General features: G+C 68.5%; 13 protein-coding genes. 5 read left to right on the top strand and 8 right to left on the bottom strand.

Annotated elements, in window-relative coordinates; all coding sequences use genetic code 11:
* The 3 genes from VF106_RS34635 to VF106_RS34625 all read left to right on the top strand — a co-directional run.
* On the top strand, positions 1-1,069 hold a 1,069-nt coding region (locus VF106_RS34635; RefSeq protein WP_330844153.1), incomplete at its 5' end, for an ABC transporter ATP-binding protein.
* Positions 1,066-2,781 carry an ABC transporter ATP-binding protein gene (locus VF106_RS34630; protein WP_330844152.1) on the top strand — a complete coding sequence of 572 codons (1,716 nt, stop codon included), beginning with the start codon at positions 1,066-1,068 and terminating at the stop codon, positions 2,779-2,781. The genes VF106_RS34635 and VF106_RS34630, both read left to right, overlap by 4 nt.
* Complete coding sequence (locus tag VF106_RS34625; protein ID WP_330844151.1) at positions 2,778-3,410, top strand: 4a-hydroxytetrahydrobiopterin dehydratase; 633 nt, start codon at positions 2,778-2,780, stop codon at positions 3,408-3,410. Before VF106_RS34630 ends, VF106_RS34625 begins: the two co-directional genes overlap by 4 nt.
* Before the next feature lie 37 nt (positions 3,411-3,447).
* On the opposite strand, the gene VF106_RS34620 is transcribed toward VF106_RS34625, so the two are convergent.
* The 6 genes from VF106_RS34620 to VF106_RS34595 are packed head-to-tail and all read right to left on the bottom strand — an operon-like array spanning position 3,448 to position 10,134.
* On the bottom strand, positions 3,448-5,721 hold the full coding sequence (locus VF106_RS34620; protein ID WP_330844150.1) for a discoidin domain-containing protein: 2,274 nt from the start codon (positions 5,719-5,721) through the stop codon (positions 3,448-3,450).
* Positions 5,718-6,725, bottom strand: coding sequence for a hypothetical protein (locus tag VF106_RS34615; RefSeq protein ID WP_330844149.1), 1,008 nt, complete (start codon positions 6,723-6,725; stop codon positions 5,718-5,720). Before VF106_RS34615 ends, VF106_RS34620 begins: the two co-directional genes overlap by 4 nt.
* Positions 6,722-8,125, bottom strand: coding sequence for an alpha-L-fucosidase (locus VF106_RS34610; protein ID WP_330844148.1), 1,404 nt, complete (start codon positions 8,123-8,125; stop codon positions 6,722-6,724). The genes VF106_RS34615 and VF106_RS34610 overlap by 4 nt, the downstream gene beginning before the upstream one ends.
* Positions 8,122-8,301 carry a DUF6903 family protein gene (locus VF106_RS34605; RefSeq protein WP_330844147.1) on the bottom strand — a complete coding sequence of 60 codons (180 nt, stop codon included), beginning with the start codon at positions 8,299-8,301 and terminating at the stop codon, positions 8,122-8,124. The genes VF106_RS34610 and VF106_RS34605 overlap by 4 nt, the downstream gene beginning before the upstream one ends.
* A 2-nt stretch (positions 8,302-8,303) precedes the next feature.
* Entirely contained in the window at positions 8,304-9,158 is an 855-nt protein-coding gene (locus VF106_RS34600; RefSeq protein ID WP_330844146.1) for a carbohydrate ABC transporter permease, read from the bottom strand.
* A gap of 7 nt (positions 9,159-9,165) precedes the next feature.
* On the bottom strand, positions 9,166-10,134 hold the full coding sequence (locus VF106_RS34595) for a carbohydrate ABC transporter permease (protein WP_330844145.1): 969 nt from the start codon (positions 10,132-10,134) through the stop codon (positions 9,166-9,168).
* Between the two features lie 200 nt (positions 10,135-10,334).
* On the opposite strand from VF106_RS34595, the gene VF106_RS34590 reads away from it, so the two are divergent.
* Positions 10,335-10,658 carry a hypothetical protein gene (locus tag VF106_RS34590; protein WP_330844144.1) on the top strand — a complete coding sequence of 108 codons (324 nt, stop codon included), beginning with the start codon at positions 10,335-10,337 and terminating at the stop codon, positions 10,656-10,658.
* Between the two features lie 371 nt (positions 10,659-11,029).
* Here VF106_RS34590 and VF106_RS34585 read toward each other — a convergent pair whose 3' ends face one another.
* Together VF106_RS34585 and VF106_RS34580 are read right to left on the bottom strand one after the other, a co-directional pair.
* Positions 11,030-12,355, bottom strand: coding sequence for a carbohydrate ABC transporter substrate-binding protein (locus VF106_RS34585; RefSeq protein ID WP_330844143.1), 1,326 nt, complete (start codon positions 12,353-12,355; stop codon positions 11,030-11,032).
* A gap of 130 nt (positions 12,356-12,485) precedes the next feature.
* On the bottom strand, positions 12,486-13,472 hold the full coding sequence (locus tag VF106_RS34580) for a LacI family DNA-binding transcriptional regulator (RefSeq protein ID WP_330844142.1): 987 nt from the start codon (positions 13,470-13,472) through the stop codon (positions 12,486-12,488).
* 106 nt (positions 13,473-13,578) lie between these two features.
* On the opposite strand from VF106_RS34580, the gene VF106_RS34575 reads away from it, so the two are divergent.
* Positions 13,579-15,357, top strand: coding sequence for a glycoside hydrolase family 35 protein (locus VF106_RS34575; RefSeq protein ID WP_330844141.1), 1,779 nt, complete (start codon positions 13,579-13,581; stop codon positions 15,355-15,357).
* The last annotated feature ends 2 nt before the right edge of the window (positions 15,358-15,359 follow it).

The raw sequence follows: 15,359 nt of genomic DNA, 5'->3' as shown, positions 1-15,359 counted from the left end.
CACGTTCCGCACCGCCGCGAACGACTTCGTCAGCATCTTCATCCGGTGGGTGCGTGGCGTCTCCGGGATCGCCGCCGGCATGCAGGTGGCGCTGTCACCGCCGTTCGTGTTGCTGGTCGTGCAGGTCGGCGGCGCCGCGCTGATCACGACCGGTGCCATGGCCCCGGCTGACCTGCTGCCCTTTCTGTTGCTGGGACTGGGCCTGACCGCTCCGGTGGCGGCCCTCGGCCACGGCTTCGACGACATGCAGGCCGCCGGGCGCGCGGTCGGCCGGATCCGGGACGTGCTCGCCGTGCGGTCACTTCCGGAGCCCACGCACCCGGCCACACCGCGCGGACACCGGGTGGAACTGCGTGACGTCCGGTTCGGCTACGTCGCCGATCACGAGGTGCTGCGCGGCATCGACCTGGTGCTCGAACCGGGGACGGTCACCGCGATCGTCGGGCCGTCGGGAAGCGGGAAGTCCACACTGGTCCAGCTGCTGCCGCGGTTCTTCGACCCGACCCACGGTTCGGTCGTCCTGGGCGGCGTGGACCTACGCGACCTGGGCAGCCGGGACCTCCACCGGATGGTCTCCTTCGTCTTCCAGGACACCACCTTCCTGCGTGCGTCGGTCAAGGACAACATCGCGCTGGCGGTGCCGCATGCCGACCTCGACGACGTGGTCCGCGCCGCCCGGATCGCGAACATCCACGATCGGGTGCTCGAGCTGCCGCGCGGCTACGACACGGTGATCGGCGTCGAGGCCGGACTGTCGGGCGGCGAGGCACAGCGGATCTCGATCGCCCGCGCGCTGCTCGCCGACACGCCCGTGCTGGTGCTCGACGAGGCGACCGCCTTCGCCGACCCGCGCACCGAACAGGCTGTGCGCCAGGCCCTGGCGACGCTCGCGGGCGATCGGACGATCCTCGTCATCGCCCACCGGCTGGAGACGATCGTCGACGCCGACACCGTCGTGATGCTGGAGAACGGGTCCATCGTGGAGCGCGGCAAGCCCGCCGAACTGCTGGCACGGAACGGAAAGTTCGCCGCGTTCTGGCGATCCCACCGAGGGGACGAGCTGCCATGATCCGAATACTGCTGCGTGTGCTGGGACACGAGTACGCCCGGCCGGTGCGTCGCACCATCGCCATGATGACGACGACCGCGGTGGCCGAGGGCTTGTCCTACGCGCTGGTGGTTCCCGTGCTGCGGGCCCTGTTCGGCGGCAGGCCCGCGGATGCCTGGCCTTGGCTGATCGCGTTCGGCGCCGCGGTCGCGGTCTACGCGGTGCTGCGCTACCGCAGCGACCTGTCCGGCTTCCGGGTCGGGACGACGCTGTTGCGCGGGGTGTACCACCGTCTCGGCGACCATCTGGCGCGGCTGCCCATTGGCTGGTACAGCGCGGGCCGGGTCGGGGAGGTGTCCGTGCTGGCCAGCCGCGGCGTCCTGCAGGCGATGAGCGTGCTCGCGCATCTACTGGCGCCGTTCATCTCCGCCTGCGTGACGCCACTGACGATCGTGGTCGTGCTGCTCGCCGTCAACTGGCAGATGGGGTTGGCCGCGCTGGTCGCCGTGCCCATCGTGGCCGCGATCCAGACCTGGACGGCCCGCTCGACGGCCGCCGTCGACGCGGAGCGCGCCGAACGCGACCAGGACGCCACCGGGCGCGTGATCGAGTATCTCCAGGCGCAGCCGGTGCTGCGGGCCGGTGGCCGGACCGTCGAACGCTTCCGGTTGCTCGACGACTCGCTGAAGGAGGTCCAACGCGCGTCCCGCCGGTCCACGCTGGCCGCGCTGCCCGGCGTGGTCGGGCTGACGCTCGCGGTGCAGGCGATGTTCACCGCCGTGCTCGTGCTGGGCGCCTACCTCGCGCTCGATGGGCAGATCGGTGTGGCGGAGGTCCTGACGATCCTGGTGCTGGCCGCCCGCTGCGCGGATCCGGTGCTGTCGCTGGCGGAGGTCGGCGGCAGTCTCCGCGGCGCGAGTGCCGAGCTGGCGCGGCTCGACACGGTGTTGCGCACCGAGCCGCTGCCGGAACCCCACGACCCGGTCGACCCGGAACGCCACGACCTCGAATTCGACTCGGTCGTCTTCTCCCACGGCGACCGCGCGGTGCTCGACGACGTGTCGTTGTCCGTCCCAGAAGGACAGAGGCTGGCCGTGGTCGGTCCGTCGGGCGCTGGCAAGAGCACGCTGTTGCAGTTGCTCGCGCGGTTCTACGACGTGCACGCGGGCGCGGTGCGCGTGGGCGGCGTGGACGTGCGCGCGATCGACACCGAGATGCTGATGGCCCGGATCGCCATTGTCTTCCAGGATGTCCACCTCTTCGACGGCACGATCGAGGCGAACGTGCGCCTGGGCCGCCCCGACGCCACCGAGACCGAGGTACAAGCGGCAATGACCGCCGCGCGGCTGGACGAGGTGATCGAGCGTCTGCCTGACGGGTTGGCCACGAACGTCGGCGAGGGCGGCACGCTGCTGTCCGGCGGTGAGCGCCAACGAGTCTCGATCGCGCGAGCGCTGCTGAAGAACGCACCGATCGTGCTGCTGGACGAGGTCACCTCGGCACTGGACCCGATCAACGAGGCGGCCGTCCACGACGGAATCGAGCGCCTGATGGCGGGCAGAACGGTGGTGCTGGTGGCGCACCGGCTGCGGACCGTGAGGCGTGCCGACCGCGTCGTCTTCCTCGACGGCGGCAGGATCGTGGAGGAAGGCAGCCACGACGAACTCCTCCGCCACGGCGGCCGCTATGCCGATTTCTGGGCACTCTCCGTGCCTGCGAACATGATCACATGACCAAGCTGACGGGACAGCGGATCGCCGAGGAAGCACCGCAGGGGTGGGCCTACCTGCTCGGTGGTCTGCAGACTCGCATCCACACGCAGAACTTCGCGGCCGGTGTCGCGGTCGTCGGCGCCATCGGCGCGGCGAGCGAGGACATGGGCCACCACCCCGACCTCGACCTGCGCGGCACACACGTCGACGTGCGGGTGACGACCAGCGCCGAACGCGACATCCAGCTGGTGCGTGACATCACCGCGATCGTCGAGGAGGCAGGGCTGCGGCTGGAGTCCGACACCGTCTCGCGGCTCGAACTCGCTCTCGACACCCCGGCTAACGAAGGGATTCTTCCGTTCTGGGCCGCGGTGCTCGCCGTGGCGGATCGCGGCGGGCCCGGTGACGAGGTCCGTGACCCCGCCGACCACCTGCCGACGATCTGGTTCCAGGCCTCCGGCAGCGAGGAACCCCGCCAGCGGTGGCATCCGGACCTCTGGGTGGATCCCACGCAGGTCCAACCCCGCATCGAGGCCGCTCTCGCCGCGGGTGGCGAGCTGGTCGACGACTCGGAGGCACCCAGCTACTGGGTCCTCGCCGATCCGGACGGAAACCGGATCTGCCTGTGCACCTGGCAGGACCGCGGCTGAGAGCGCCGGCACGGCGTGTGCCGGCGCTCTCCACCGGTCAGGTCCGGTACACGGCGATCTCCGTCATGGTCGGCGTGTAGATCTCCGTCGGGAGCGTGCTGGTGAGTGCCACGCGGAGACGGGAGGTGGTGACGCTGCCGAAGCCGGTGACGGTGAGGTCGTGCCCGATGCCGGTGTCGCGGGTCGCGAAACTCACCCACTGGCTGCCGTCCCAGCGTTGCAGCGTGAACGACCGCACCCGAGGGTTGGTGCCCGAGTCGGTGTACTCGTCGAGGTACACCTGGTCGAAGGTCGTGGCCGCGCCGAAGTCGATGTCGAGCGTGATCGGGTAGGTCGCGTCGTCGGCGGCCGCCCAGCGGGTCGTCAGGTTGCCGTCGGTCAGCTTGTCCGCGGTGAGGGTGCCGTTCGCGCCGGGATGGGTCGAGCTCGCGGTGACCGGCTTGCCGAGCGCCAGGTCGACCCGGTTGTCCACCTCCTCCTCGATGGGGTCGTCGTCGACCGGGTTGGTGACCTGCGGACCGATCCGGCTCTCGGCCATGCCGATGTCCGGCGCGTCGCCGTGGTAGATGTTGGTGCCGAGGAAGTCCTTGGTGCCCAGGTGCGGGTTGTACCGGCCCGCGTCGATCAGCGGGGAGTCGTCCTTGAGCCGGAAGTGTGCCGCGGACCGCCGGATGTGGTCCACGCCCGCGCCGGTGACGTACCTCGCCGGGTCACCGACGAACCGTGGGTCCACCCGCAACCCGTTGGGGTCGGCCGGTTCCTGGTTGGAATGGGTGCCGCTGGCCTCGTAGAAGTCGTTGTTCGAGAACACGGCCTGCCGCAGTGCGCCGGTTCGGCGGTACCACGGTGTCGGGGTCGTCGTGGAGCTGTTGTAGAAGATGTTGTTCAGGAAGTAGACCCTGCTCAGGAACGTCTCGTCGTGGAAGAAGTCGAGATCTGCGCCGTCGTAGACGAACGTGTTGTTCACGAAGTAGGTCGGCGAGTAGTTCGTCGACAGCATGTTCTTCACGAGCACGCCGTTGTCGTTGACGCTCAGGTTGTACCTGGCGACGGAGTTGGAGCTGTTGCCCATGTAGGACATCCAGCCCGCCGCGTTGTCGTGCGAGTAGTTGAACTGGTAGGTGACGTTGAAGTTCGTGTACTCGAGATCCCACGGGGTGCCGTCGAACTCGTTGTGCGGGCCGCCGTACACCTCGTTGTACTGCATCACCGAGTCGGCGCCTGCCCACAGGTAGAGCGCGACGGACACCGAGTCGTAGCGCTCCAGGAACCCGTTCACCTCGTTGTACTCGACGGTCATGTTCTTGGTGTTGGCGAGCTGGATCGCGCCCTGACCGACGCTCTCGGCGTAGTTGTGTCCGATGTAGACGTCCCGGCTGTACAGGTCGCGGGTGCGCACCCACAGCTGTTCCCAGCCCTCGTGCCATTTCCCGTTCTCGTCGAACTGGCCGGCGGCCGCGCCGTCGGCGTTGAACCAGTTGAACGCGAACTGGATGGCGTGCAGCTCGACGTTGACGAACGTGTTGTTCTCGATGCGGACGTCTTTGAAGTACCAGCCGCCGGGGGCGTAGTCCTTGTAGCTGCGGTTGCCGAAGACCTGGAAGTTGATGCCGCCGTAGTGGATCCGTTGCCAGAAGCTCGGGCCGTCCAGGTTGTGCACGTACACGTCCGAGATCCGGAAGTGGTCCATGATGTTGTCCGCGCCGGCCGGCAGGAGATCGGCGTTGATCGACACCATGATCCCGTCGCGGACGAGGCGGTCGGCGGTGATGTCGGTCGCGAAGTCGTCGTCATTGGACAGTTCGACGTTGTTGATCTCCCAGTACTGCTGGTTGCGCAGTACGATGGCGCCGGTCAGGCCGACCGTCGCGGGGTTCTTCGTGCCGTCCGCGTTGAACGGGCTCGGCACGTTGCCGTTGGTCGCGATGTACGGCCGGCCTGCGCTCGGGTCGCCGTACGCGGAGATGGTGATCGGCCTGCCCGCGCTGCCAGAGCCCTTCGGCCACAGCTGCTCGTTCTGCCACTGCTCGCCGGCCTTGAGGAGGACGCGGTCACCCGGCCGGAACGTCGTCGCGCTCGCCTTGGCCAGGGTGCGCCACGCGGTGCGCGGCGAGGTCCCGGCCGCGTTGTCGCGCCCGCTGGTGGCGTCGATGTAGTAGTCCCGGCCACCGCTGCTGTTGGGTCTGTTACCCGGCCAGTTAGTGACAGCGGTGGCACCGGTCTGATCCGCCGCGGCGGCGGGCATGGCGGGCATGAGCGCCCACACGAGAAGCGCGGCGAGCAGGGCGGTGCCCGCGCGGATGGGTTTCACAGCTTCACATCCTCTGCGTTGATGGCGTCCACCGCCGCGGTGTCGACCTCGATGTCGCTGCGGTCGATCCGGCGCTGGAGGTACTCGGTGAACTTCTTGTCGACGAGCGTCTGCCTGATTCGTTTGGCGTAGTTGGCGAACGCCGCGTCCTCGTCGACCGTCTTCGTGTCGAGCTGGTAGTAGGTGACCTGACCGGCGCCGGGTACCGGCGCGGAGATCTGGCCAGGGGCAAGGTTTCCGAGCACGGCCATGAGGTCCTGGGTGTGGGCGTTCAGCGTGGTCGGGCCGCTGCCGTCGTACGTGTCCGTGGTGAGCGTGGCCCCGGGCACGCTCGCGGCGACGTCGGTGAGCCGCCCGGCGCTCGTCACCCGCTGCTGCAGTCCGGCCACGTCACCCGGCACGACGAGCGTGGTGTAGGTGTACGTGGTCGCGTTGGCGCTCCACGCGTCCCGGTCGGTGTCGAACGCGTGCCGGACCTCGGCGTCGGTGACCCACAACGGGTCGCCGGCCTTCTCGCTGAGCCGTTCCTTCACGCTCGTGGTGATCTCGGTGAGCTGGTGGGTGTAGTACTCCTCCAGCGAGAAGTTCGTGACGCCGTACACGGTCTGGCCCGCGGCGACGGCCTTGGCACGGGAGTCGTTCTCGTCGGACAGATCGGCGACGAAGTCCGCGTAGTCCACGGAGTCGACCAGACCCTGCTCCTTCGCGAGGACGAGCGTGGTCTTGTCCCGCCAGATCTCGTCGAGCGCGCGGGTCTCGAGCCGCTGCAGCACGGTCTTGTCGTCGGCGTCGCGCAGTTCGTTCCGCACGGTCGGCTCGAGCCGTCGCATGTGGAAGATCAGCTCGTCGCGGGTCACGGTGTGCCCGTCGATCGTGGCGACCTCGTCGCCGCGGTTGGCGAGCACGACACCCGTGACCACCAGTGCGACGACCGCGACCAACGACCCGGCGAACAGGACGATCGCCCGGCGCGACAACGTGCGTGCTGGCCTGCGTTTCTTCATGACGCCGCTCCAATCGCAGCTACTCGCGTGACGACGGGTGTGTCCCGAGCTTCGAGCACCTCGACCAGCACGGCGTCGACCTCGGCCGGCGGGAACGTCAGGATGCGTTGGTAGCCCACCGAACACGCCTCGGCGAGCACCCGCCACCGGCCGTCGTGGCGACCCCTGACGACGACGTGCTCGATGCGTTGCCCCTGCCTGATGTCCTCACCGAGGACCACCGCCTCGACCGGGTGGGACTGTCCGAAAGCGAGGGTCACGCCGGGCCGCCGGTCCGTGTCGTTCGGCCGCCACGACGCGCGTCCGGTTCCGGGCCACGCGGTCGCGACGCTGCCCGCCGCCCCGGACGAGACCGTCACGGTCGCGTGGAGCCGCCGTGCCCGGAAGTCCGCGATACGTTGGCCGAGTTGGGTCAGCACCGCCACGTCGACCTCCGGTATCCGCCCGTCCCTCCCCGGCGGGACGTTGAGCAGGAAGCAGGAGTTGCCGCCGACGGCACGCAGGTAGATCGTGAACAGCTCGTCCACATCGCGGACCGCGGTGTCCTCTGCCGGGTGGTGGAACCAGCCGGGACGGATCGACGTGTTCACCTCGGCCGGGTACCAGACCAGGTCGTCCTCGTGCCCGGCGAGCGCGGCGCGGCTGCCCAGATCGCGGTCGTCGCTGCGCACGAGCCGGGCGAAGGCCCCGTCGTCCGCCTGCTGCGAGCGTTCCGAGGTCCGTTCGGCGCTCCGCAGTGCGCGGGGGACCACGCTCCACTCGTCGGGACGGGTGTGGCCGGCCTCGTTCCCGCACCACCGGACGTCGGGTCCGCACACGCTGATGACCGCGTCCGGTTGCAGCTCCCGGACGACCGCGAAGTACCGCTCCCAGTCATAGAACTGGCGCTTGCCGTTTGGGCCCTCGCCGTTCGCGCCGTCCAGCCACACGGAGAAAACCGGCCCGTAGCGGGTGAGCAGCTCGGTGAGCTGGGCGACGTAGAAGTCGTCGTAGGCGGTGCCGGAGCCATAGGACGCCTCGGTGCGGTCCCATGGGGACAGATAGATCCCGAACTTCATGCCGTGCCGCCGTGCCGCGTCGGCGACCTCCGCGACGACGTCACCTCGGTAGGGCGACGCGGCGACCGAGTACTTGGTCACGTCGCTGCGCCACAGGCAGAACCCGTCGTGGTGCTTGCAGGTGAGGATCACGCCGGTCATCCCGGCGCTCTTCAGCGCCGCGACCCACTGGTCGGCGTCGAGGTCCGTCGGGTCGAAGAGCGCGGGGTCGTCGTGCCCCTCGCCCCACTCCCGGTTCGTCATGGTGTTCATGCCGAAGTGGACGAAGCCGTAGAACTCCATGGCCTGCCAGGCGATCTGGCGTGCGCTCGGCCGGATCGTGGCCAGTTTCGGTGCGGTCACTGGAACCGCCGGTTGTAGACGGCGAGCAGGACCAGGAGTCCGGCCAGCGCGGTGAGCATGACCAGGAGGCTGCCCCACCCGACCGTCGGCCGCGCGACGACGACGATCACGACACAGGCGGCCGCGCTGATCGTGCCGGCGGAGACGAGCAACGCCGTGCGTGTCTTCTCTTCCATGGTCAGCCCTTCACTCCGCCGGCCGTCATGCCTTCGATGAGCCGGCGCTGGACGAACGCGTAGACGATGAGGACCGGGACGATGACGATGACCATGCCGGCGTAGAGACGCCCGTAGTTGGCCGCGGCCTTCTGTGCGGTGAACAGGTTGAGCAGGCCGACCTGGAGTGTCTTGCGGTCACCGGGCATCAGCGTCAACGAGATGATGAAGTCGTTCCAGTAGGCCAGGAAGTTGAACAGGATCACGGTGGTGACAGCGGGGCGGGCCATCGGCAGCATGACCCGGGTCATGATCGCGAAGCGTGACGCCCCGTCCAGCGACGCGGCCTCCTCGAAGTCGTTCGGGATGGACCGGAAGTACGCCGACAGCAGGTACACGGTGAACGGGATCGACGTCGCCGCGTAGACGAGCGCCAGCATCACGGGGTTGTCGATGAAGAACCCGCCGGGCAGGATCTCGCGGAGCGCCCGGTCCCAGCCGACGAGCATCAGGAAGATCGGCACGACGATGTAGTTGACGTTGACGAAGAGACCGGCGAGCATCGCGATCTCCACGACGCGCCTGCCGCGGAACTCGTAGCGGGCGATGACGTAGGCCGCCGGCACGGAGACCGCCAGGACGAACACGAGCGCGAGCGCCGTGACGAACACCGACGTCAGGAAGTACTGGCCCATCCGAGCGGTGACGAACGCGTCGACGTAGTTCTGGATGAACAGGCCCTCGGGCAGCGTCCATGGGCTGCCGTAGAACTCGCCCTTCTGCTTGAACGAGGCCAGAAGCACCCAGGCGACCGGAATCGCGATGCCGAGCGCGATCGCGAGGACCATGACGTGGCTGACGGTTCGGCGGATGATCATGATGTCCTCAGAACTGGAGTGGCTCGCGTTTGGTCGCCCGACTCACCAGCAGCGACACGAGGAACGAGAACGCGAAGATGACGACGCCGATGGCCATGCCGTAGCCGTAGGTCGAGTTCGTGTAGGCCTGCTTGTACATGTAGCTCAGCAGGACCTCGGAGGAACCGTCCGGCCCGCCACCGGTCATGGCGCGAACGAGGACGAAGCTGAGGTTGACCGCGCTCATGATGAAGAACGTCAGCGTCGTGCGCAGGTTCTGCCAGATGAGCGGCAGCGTGATGTCGAAGAACTGTCTGGCGGCGGAGGCCCCATCGAGGGCGGCGGCCTCGTAGAAGTCCTCCGGGATGACCGCCATGCTCGACATGTAGAGCACCATGTAGTAGCCGAGCGACTGCCAGACCATCGCGAACGCGACGGAGTAGAGCACGATCTGCTGGTCCCCGAGCCAGATCTGCTGCCAGGTTTCCAGCGACAGCGCTCGGAGCGTCCCGTTGAGCAACCCGTTCTGCTGGTCGTACACGGCGGAGAAGACCCCCGCGATCACGACCACGGACAGCACACTCGGCACGTAGAGAACGAACCGGTAGAGGTTGCGCCCCCGCATCCGTTGCCGCGTCATCACCGCCGCGAGGAACAACGCGACGCCCATCGTCACGATCGTCACGACGACGAGGAGTGCGATGGTGTTCTGGAACGAGCGCAGGAACTGCTCGTCACCGAAGAGCTTGGTGAAGTTGTCGAACCCCACGAAGCGCGGATTGGGGGAGAACCCACTCCATGCGTAGAGGGACGTCCGGAACACGTTCACGGTCGGAATCACCATGAACACCACGAAAAGCACCAGCGCCGGAAGCAAGCAGGCGAGCACGAACCCGCCGTTACCCCGCCGGCCGCCGCCCGCCGCCCGCCGAGGAGGCCGGCCCGCCGGTGCCGCGTGCCCCGTGACCTTCGCAGGTGGAGTGGAAGTGGTCGTCACCGCGCCGGTCCCCGGCTTGCGCGGGATGCCGTGTCCTGAAGGGCACCCTTGGGACGGTCAGCCGCAATCCACCGATGATCAAGTTGGGATGTCGCAGCGTGCGAGAGGCGCGTTCGGGGCATCGCCGATGTCGCGAAAGACGCTTTCGGGCCGTTGAGCCCAGATCCACGGATGGTCTTGGTGGCTCGGAGTGCGGCCCGGTGGACTCGCTGCGCGGTTTCGGCCGGCGGCACTGCGAGGAAGGCGTCCTTCACCCCACTGCTCAAGTCGTGCTGGCTGCGCACGAATGGCGTGTTCACGCTGCGGGCAGTGTCCTGAAAGACGCGTTCATGTCGTTGAACGTCCCGATCGCGTCTTTCATGACACCGGCCTTTCGAGACATCGCCGGTCGCGCAAACACGCCGTTCGCAGCACTGGGCTTCCCGAGCGATGCGATGAAGGGCGCCTTCCTCACCGTGCGCGTGATGAAGGCGCCCTTCACCGCACGGCCACGAGCTGCAAGCGATCCACCTTTCAGGACATGACAGCTCACGGGTACGAGCCGCGACCGATCGCAAGGCAGGGGCGCATATCCGCGGAAACAGCCCTTGACGAGGCCCTGGGTGCATGAGTGGGACTTTCGCTCGGGTTGGGCGAGTGCACTGGTTACCGGTCGTCTGTCGTGTGGCCGGATCTGTCGGTGCTCTCGACTAGCATGGAAATCGGGGGACCCCCGGCCGATTGAAAGGACCTTTCAATCGGCCGCCACCCGATCGGGGTGTGGACGGTCTGCCGCGCACGACGTGGGTTGTCGGTGTTCGCCGATACGCTGGATTCCGGGGGCCGGAGGCGTCCCCGGCCAGTGGGTGCGCCGGCAGCGGCCCGCGAGCCGGACCGGGGCCGCTGCCGGGCGCGTTCAGTTGCCGGCCTGTCGCAGCTTTTCGCTCGCCTCGTTGAGTGCGTCCTGCCACTGGGCCTCGGTCTTGTCGCCGCTGATGATGCTGTTCGCGGTGTCGAAGAGGGTGGCCTTGATGTCGACGCCCTCGACCGGTGCGGTGCTGGCGAAGCCGCCGACGATCGGGGAGACCGACGGGTCCTCGTAGACCTGGTAGAACTCGGCGTTCTCGCCGGACAGGGTGCTGGCGATGCCCTGGATCGGCTGGATGGCGTTGGACTTGGCGAAGATCTTCGCGGCTTCGTCGGAGTACAGGAACGCGATGAAGTCCTTCGCCGCGTCCTTGTGTTCGGCGCCGCTGGGGATCCAGGCCGACTCGACCGACGTCGTGATGTAGCGCTTGCCGCCCGCGGTGGCCGCCGGCAGCGGCGTGAGACCCCACTGGAAGCCGTCGGCGCGTGGCGCGTCCTTCATCTCGCCGACGATCCAGGTGCCGTTCGGCATGAACAGCGCCTTGTTGTCGAGGATCGACTGCTGGTTCTTGGTGAAGTCCTGCTCGTTGGCGTACCCGACCGTCTCCGGCGCGGCGTAGCTCAGCAACCTGGTCGTGATGTCGAGGACCTGCTTGGCCTTCGCCGTCTTCCAGACGCCTTCTTTGTAGGTCATGACATCCGTGTAGAACTCCTCACCGCCCACGTCGGCGAGGAGTGAGAAGAAGTACGAGTCGAGGTACCCGGCCGTCGGGTAGGTGAACAGCGCGATCCCCTGCGCCTTGGCCGTGTCGCCGAGCGCGAACATCTCGTCCCACGTGGTCGGCACCTGCCAGCCCTGCTGCGCGAAGAGGCCCTTGTTGTAGAAGAGCCCGGTCGGCGCGTAGTACATGGGCATCAGGTAGGTCTGGTCGTTGCCGTACGGGTTCGTGTTGAGGCTGCCGATGATCCCTTTTGTGAGCTTCTCGCCCACGGTCTTGTCCTCGCCGGGCACCTTCATGTCCAGCACGGGCGTGAGGTCCTCGAGCGCCTTGTCCTTGACCAGGGTCTCGGTGAGCGCGGCCTTGCGACCCTGGCCGAGCACCACCACGTCCGGGAACTTCCCGGCCTTCATGTTCGGGCTGATCTCGTCCTCGATGCTCTTCGAGATCTGCAGCTGCACGTCCACATCGGAGTGTGACGCCTCATAGGCCTCGATGACCTGGGCGTACATGTCCTTGCCGTAGCCGCCCTCTAACGCGGCGACGCTCAGTGTCGTCTTGCCGGAGGCCGAGTCGTCCCCGCCGGCCGAGCAACCGGCGAGCAGCAACCCGAGAGCCGTTGCCGCGGCGCCCGCCAGAACGAGTGATCTTTTCATGGGGTCGGTGTTCCTTCCGTGGACAAGGTACCCACGTGGTGCGGGCGCAGGAACAGGATTCGGCCGATCCGGTGGCAATACTTTGGCATCGATAACATGAAGACGCAAGAGGCGCCGTTACGGAATCAGTTCAGTGTGGCGGCGCGGTGGACTCGCGGACCGACAGCGTCGCCGGCACGACGGAGTCACCAGCGCCGGCGTCGTCGAGCAGAAGCGCGACGGCCGCCGCCCCGAAGCGGTAGAAGTCCTGCCGCACGGTGGTCAGCGGCGGAGAGCAGTAGGCCGCCAGCGCGATGTCGTCGACGCCCACGATGGACACGTCGTCGGGCACCGCCCGGCCGCGTTCCCGCATCGCGCGGATGACCCCGAAGGCCATCTCGTCGCTGGCCGCGAAGACGGCGGTCACGTCCGGGATCATGGCGATGATCTGGCCCTGCCGGTACCCCGACTCGGGCGACCAGTCGCCCTCCAGCGGCGGCGGCGGCTCGATCCCGGCGGCTCGCAGGCACTCCTCCCAGCCCTGCCGCCGCTGGCGCGCCTCGATCCACTCGTCTGGCCCGGAGACGTGCCAGACCTGGCGGTGCCCGAGGTCGAGCAGGTGCTGCGTGGCGACGCGGCCCGCCTCCTGCTGGTCGATCCCGAGCACCCGGGCGTCCGAGGTCCGCGAGCCGTCGAGCGTGACGGTCGGGATGTCCCTGGTGATGTCCGCCATCTTCTGGGTCGCGTGCAGCAGGGGCACGGCGATCACGATGCCGTCGACGCCCTGGTCCGCGAGCTTGGTCAGGGACCGCTCCATCAGTCCGGTGTCGAGCGCGGCGATGGTCGCGATGCTCACCGCGTAGCCGGCCTCTCCCGCGGCGTGCTCGACACCGGCGGTCACCGCGGCCCGCGAGTAGTACCCCCCGGACTGCAGCAGCACGAGCCCGATCGTGTGGCTGCGCCCCGAGGACAGCATCCGGGCGGCGCTGTTGAACCGGTAGCCGGTCTTCTCCACGGCGGCGAGCACGCGCCGCCTGGTCTCGGGGCTGACGTTCGGCGAGTCGCGGAAGACCCGGGAGACCGTCTGCGCCGACACCCCTGCGGCCGCCGCCACGTCGGCCATGTTCGGGTTTCTCATGGGGCGCGCCTGGCTCATCTCGCTTCTTCCCCTGTCGTCAATGCCGTCAGATCAAAATCGTACCGTCCGCGTTAGAGATGGCATCGATAACATATGCTCTTTTTTTGTGAACGGCACCGCGCTCACCTGGCATGGCCGCCGCCTCTACCGGCACGGCGTCCCCCATCGCGTTCTGTCCGGCGGGCTGCACTACTTCCGCGTCCACCCGGAGCTGTGGCGGGACCGGCTCCGGCGGCTCATCGACCTGGGGCTCAACACGGTGGACACCTACATCCCGTGGAACTTCCACCAGCCGCACGAGGATCGGGCGCCGCGTTTCGACGGTTGGCGGGATGTCGAGCGGTTCATCCGGATGGCGGGGGAGGAGGGTCTCGACGTCGTCGTCCGCCCCGGGCCCTACATCTGCGCCGAGTGGTCGAACGGTGGGCTGCCGAGCTGGCTCACCGGCCGGGACATCGCGATCCGCAGCTCGGACCCGGCGTTCACCGACGCGGTCGGGCGCTGGTTCGACGCGCTCGTCCCGCGTCTCGCCGCGCTCCAGGCCGCCGAGGGCGGGCCGGTCGTCGCCGTCCAGGTGGAGAACGAGTTCGGCAGCTACGGCGACGACCGCGCCTACCTGTGCTGGCTCCGCGACGCGTTGACCGCCCGAGGCGTCACGGAGTTGCTGTTCACCGCCGACGGGCCCACCGAGCTGATGCTGGACGGCGGCACACTGCCGGGCACCCTGACCGCGGTCACCCTTGGCTCCAAACCGGACGCCGCCCGGCGGCTCCTCTCGGCGCGGCGGCCGGACGAGCCGTTCGTCGTCGCGGAGTTCTGGAACGGCTGGTTCGACCACTGGGGGGAGCCGCACCACGTCCGCGGCGTCGACAGCGCCGTCCGCACGCTCCGCGGCATCATCGCCGACGGCGGCAGCGTGAGCATCTACATGGCACACGGCGGCACCAACTTCGGGCTCTGGGCGGGCGGCAACGACCACGAGGGCCGGCTGCAGTCCACGGTGACGAGCTACGACTCCGACGCGCCGATCGCCGAGGACGGCACGCTCACCGCGAAGTTCTTCGCCATGCGCACCGCACTCGGGGCCGAGCGTCCCGTCCGCTCGTCCGCGCGGCCAACGACGCTCCCACCGGCCCGGGTCCCGCTCGTCCATCGCGCCGACCTGATCGCGGGCCTTCGCGCCGTGCGCGCGACGACGTCGACCGCCCCGCGCCCCGCCTCGTTCGAAGAACTGGGCCTCGACGCGGGCATGGTCCTGCACACCGCGCACCCACGCATCCCGCCGGGTGAGCACCGGCTCGTCCTCACCGACGTCCGTGACCGGGCCCTGGTGCTCGTCGACGGCGTGGTCCTCGGCGTCGCCTGCCCCGACAGTCCCGAGGTCAAGGTTCTGGGCACCGGCGAGGCCGTCCGGCTGGAGGTTCTGGTCGAGAACCTCGGCCGGGTGAACTACGGACCGGGCATCGGCCGGCACAAGGGCCTGCTCGGTCCCGTGCTCGTCGACCGGCGCATCGTGCAGGGCTGGGACAGCACGCCGGTGGCGCTGCAGGAGTGGTCGGCCACCGAGCTGGAAAGCGCGGTCGCCGCCGGTCCCGCGACGACACGGGCCGGGTTCGCCGACGCCACGGTGCACGTCGACGTTCCCGAGGACACCTTTCTCGCGCTGCCGGGATCGGGTCGAGGGCTCGTCTGGGTGAACGGGTTCCTCCTCGGCCGCTACTGGGAGATCGGGCCGCAGGTCACGCTGTACTGCCCGGCCCCGTTGCTGCGTGCCGGCGCGAACACCGTGACGGTTCTTGAGCTGGCACGGCTCGGCGGTGTGCTCGAGCTTCGGGACCGGCCCGAGCTGGGGCCGCCGGAGGAGTACGTCGAGGAGTTCGCGTAGCT

This window comes from Actinophytocola sp. (assembly GCF_036378875.1).
Lineage (GTDB): Bacteria > Actinomycetota > Actinomycetes > Mycobacteriales > Pseudonocardiaceae > Actinophytocola.
The sequence above is the reverse complement of the archived record's forward strand: the minus strand, read 5'-3'. Positions and strand labels throughout refer to the sequence as shown.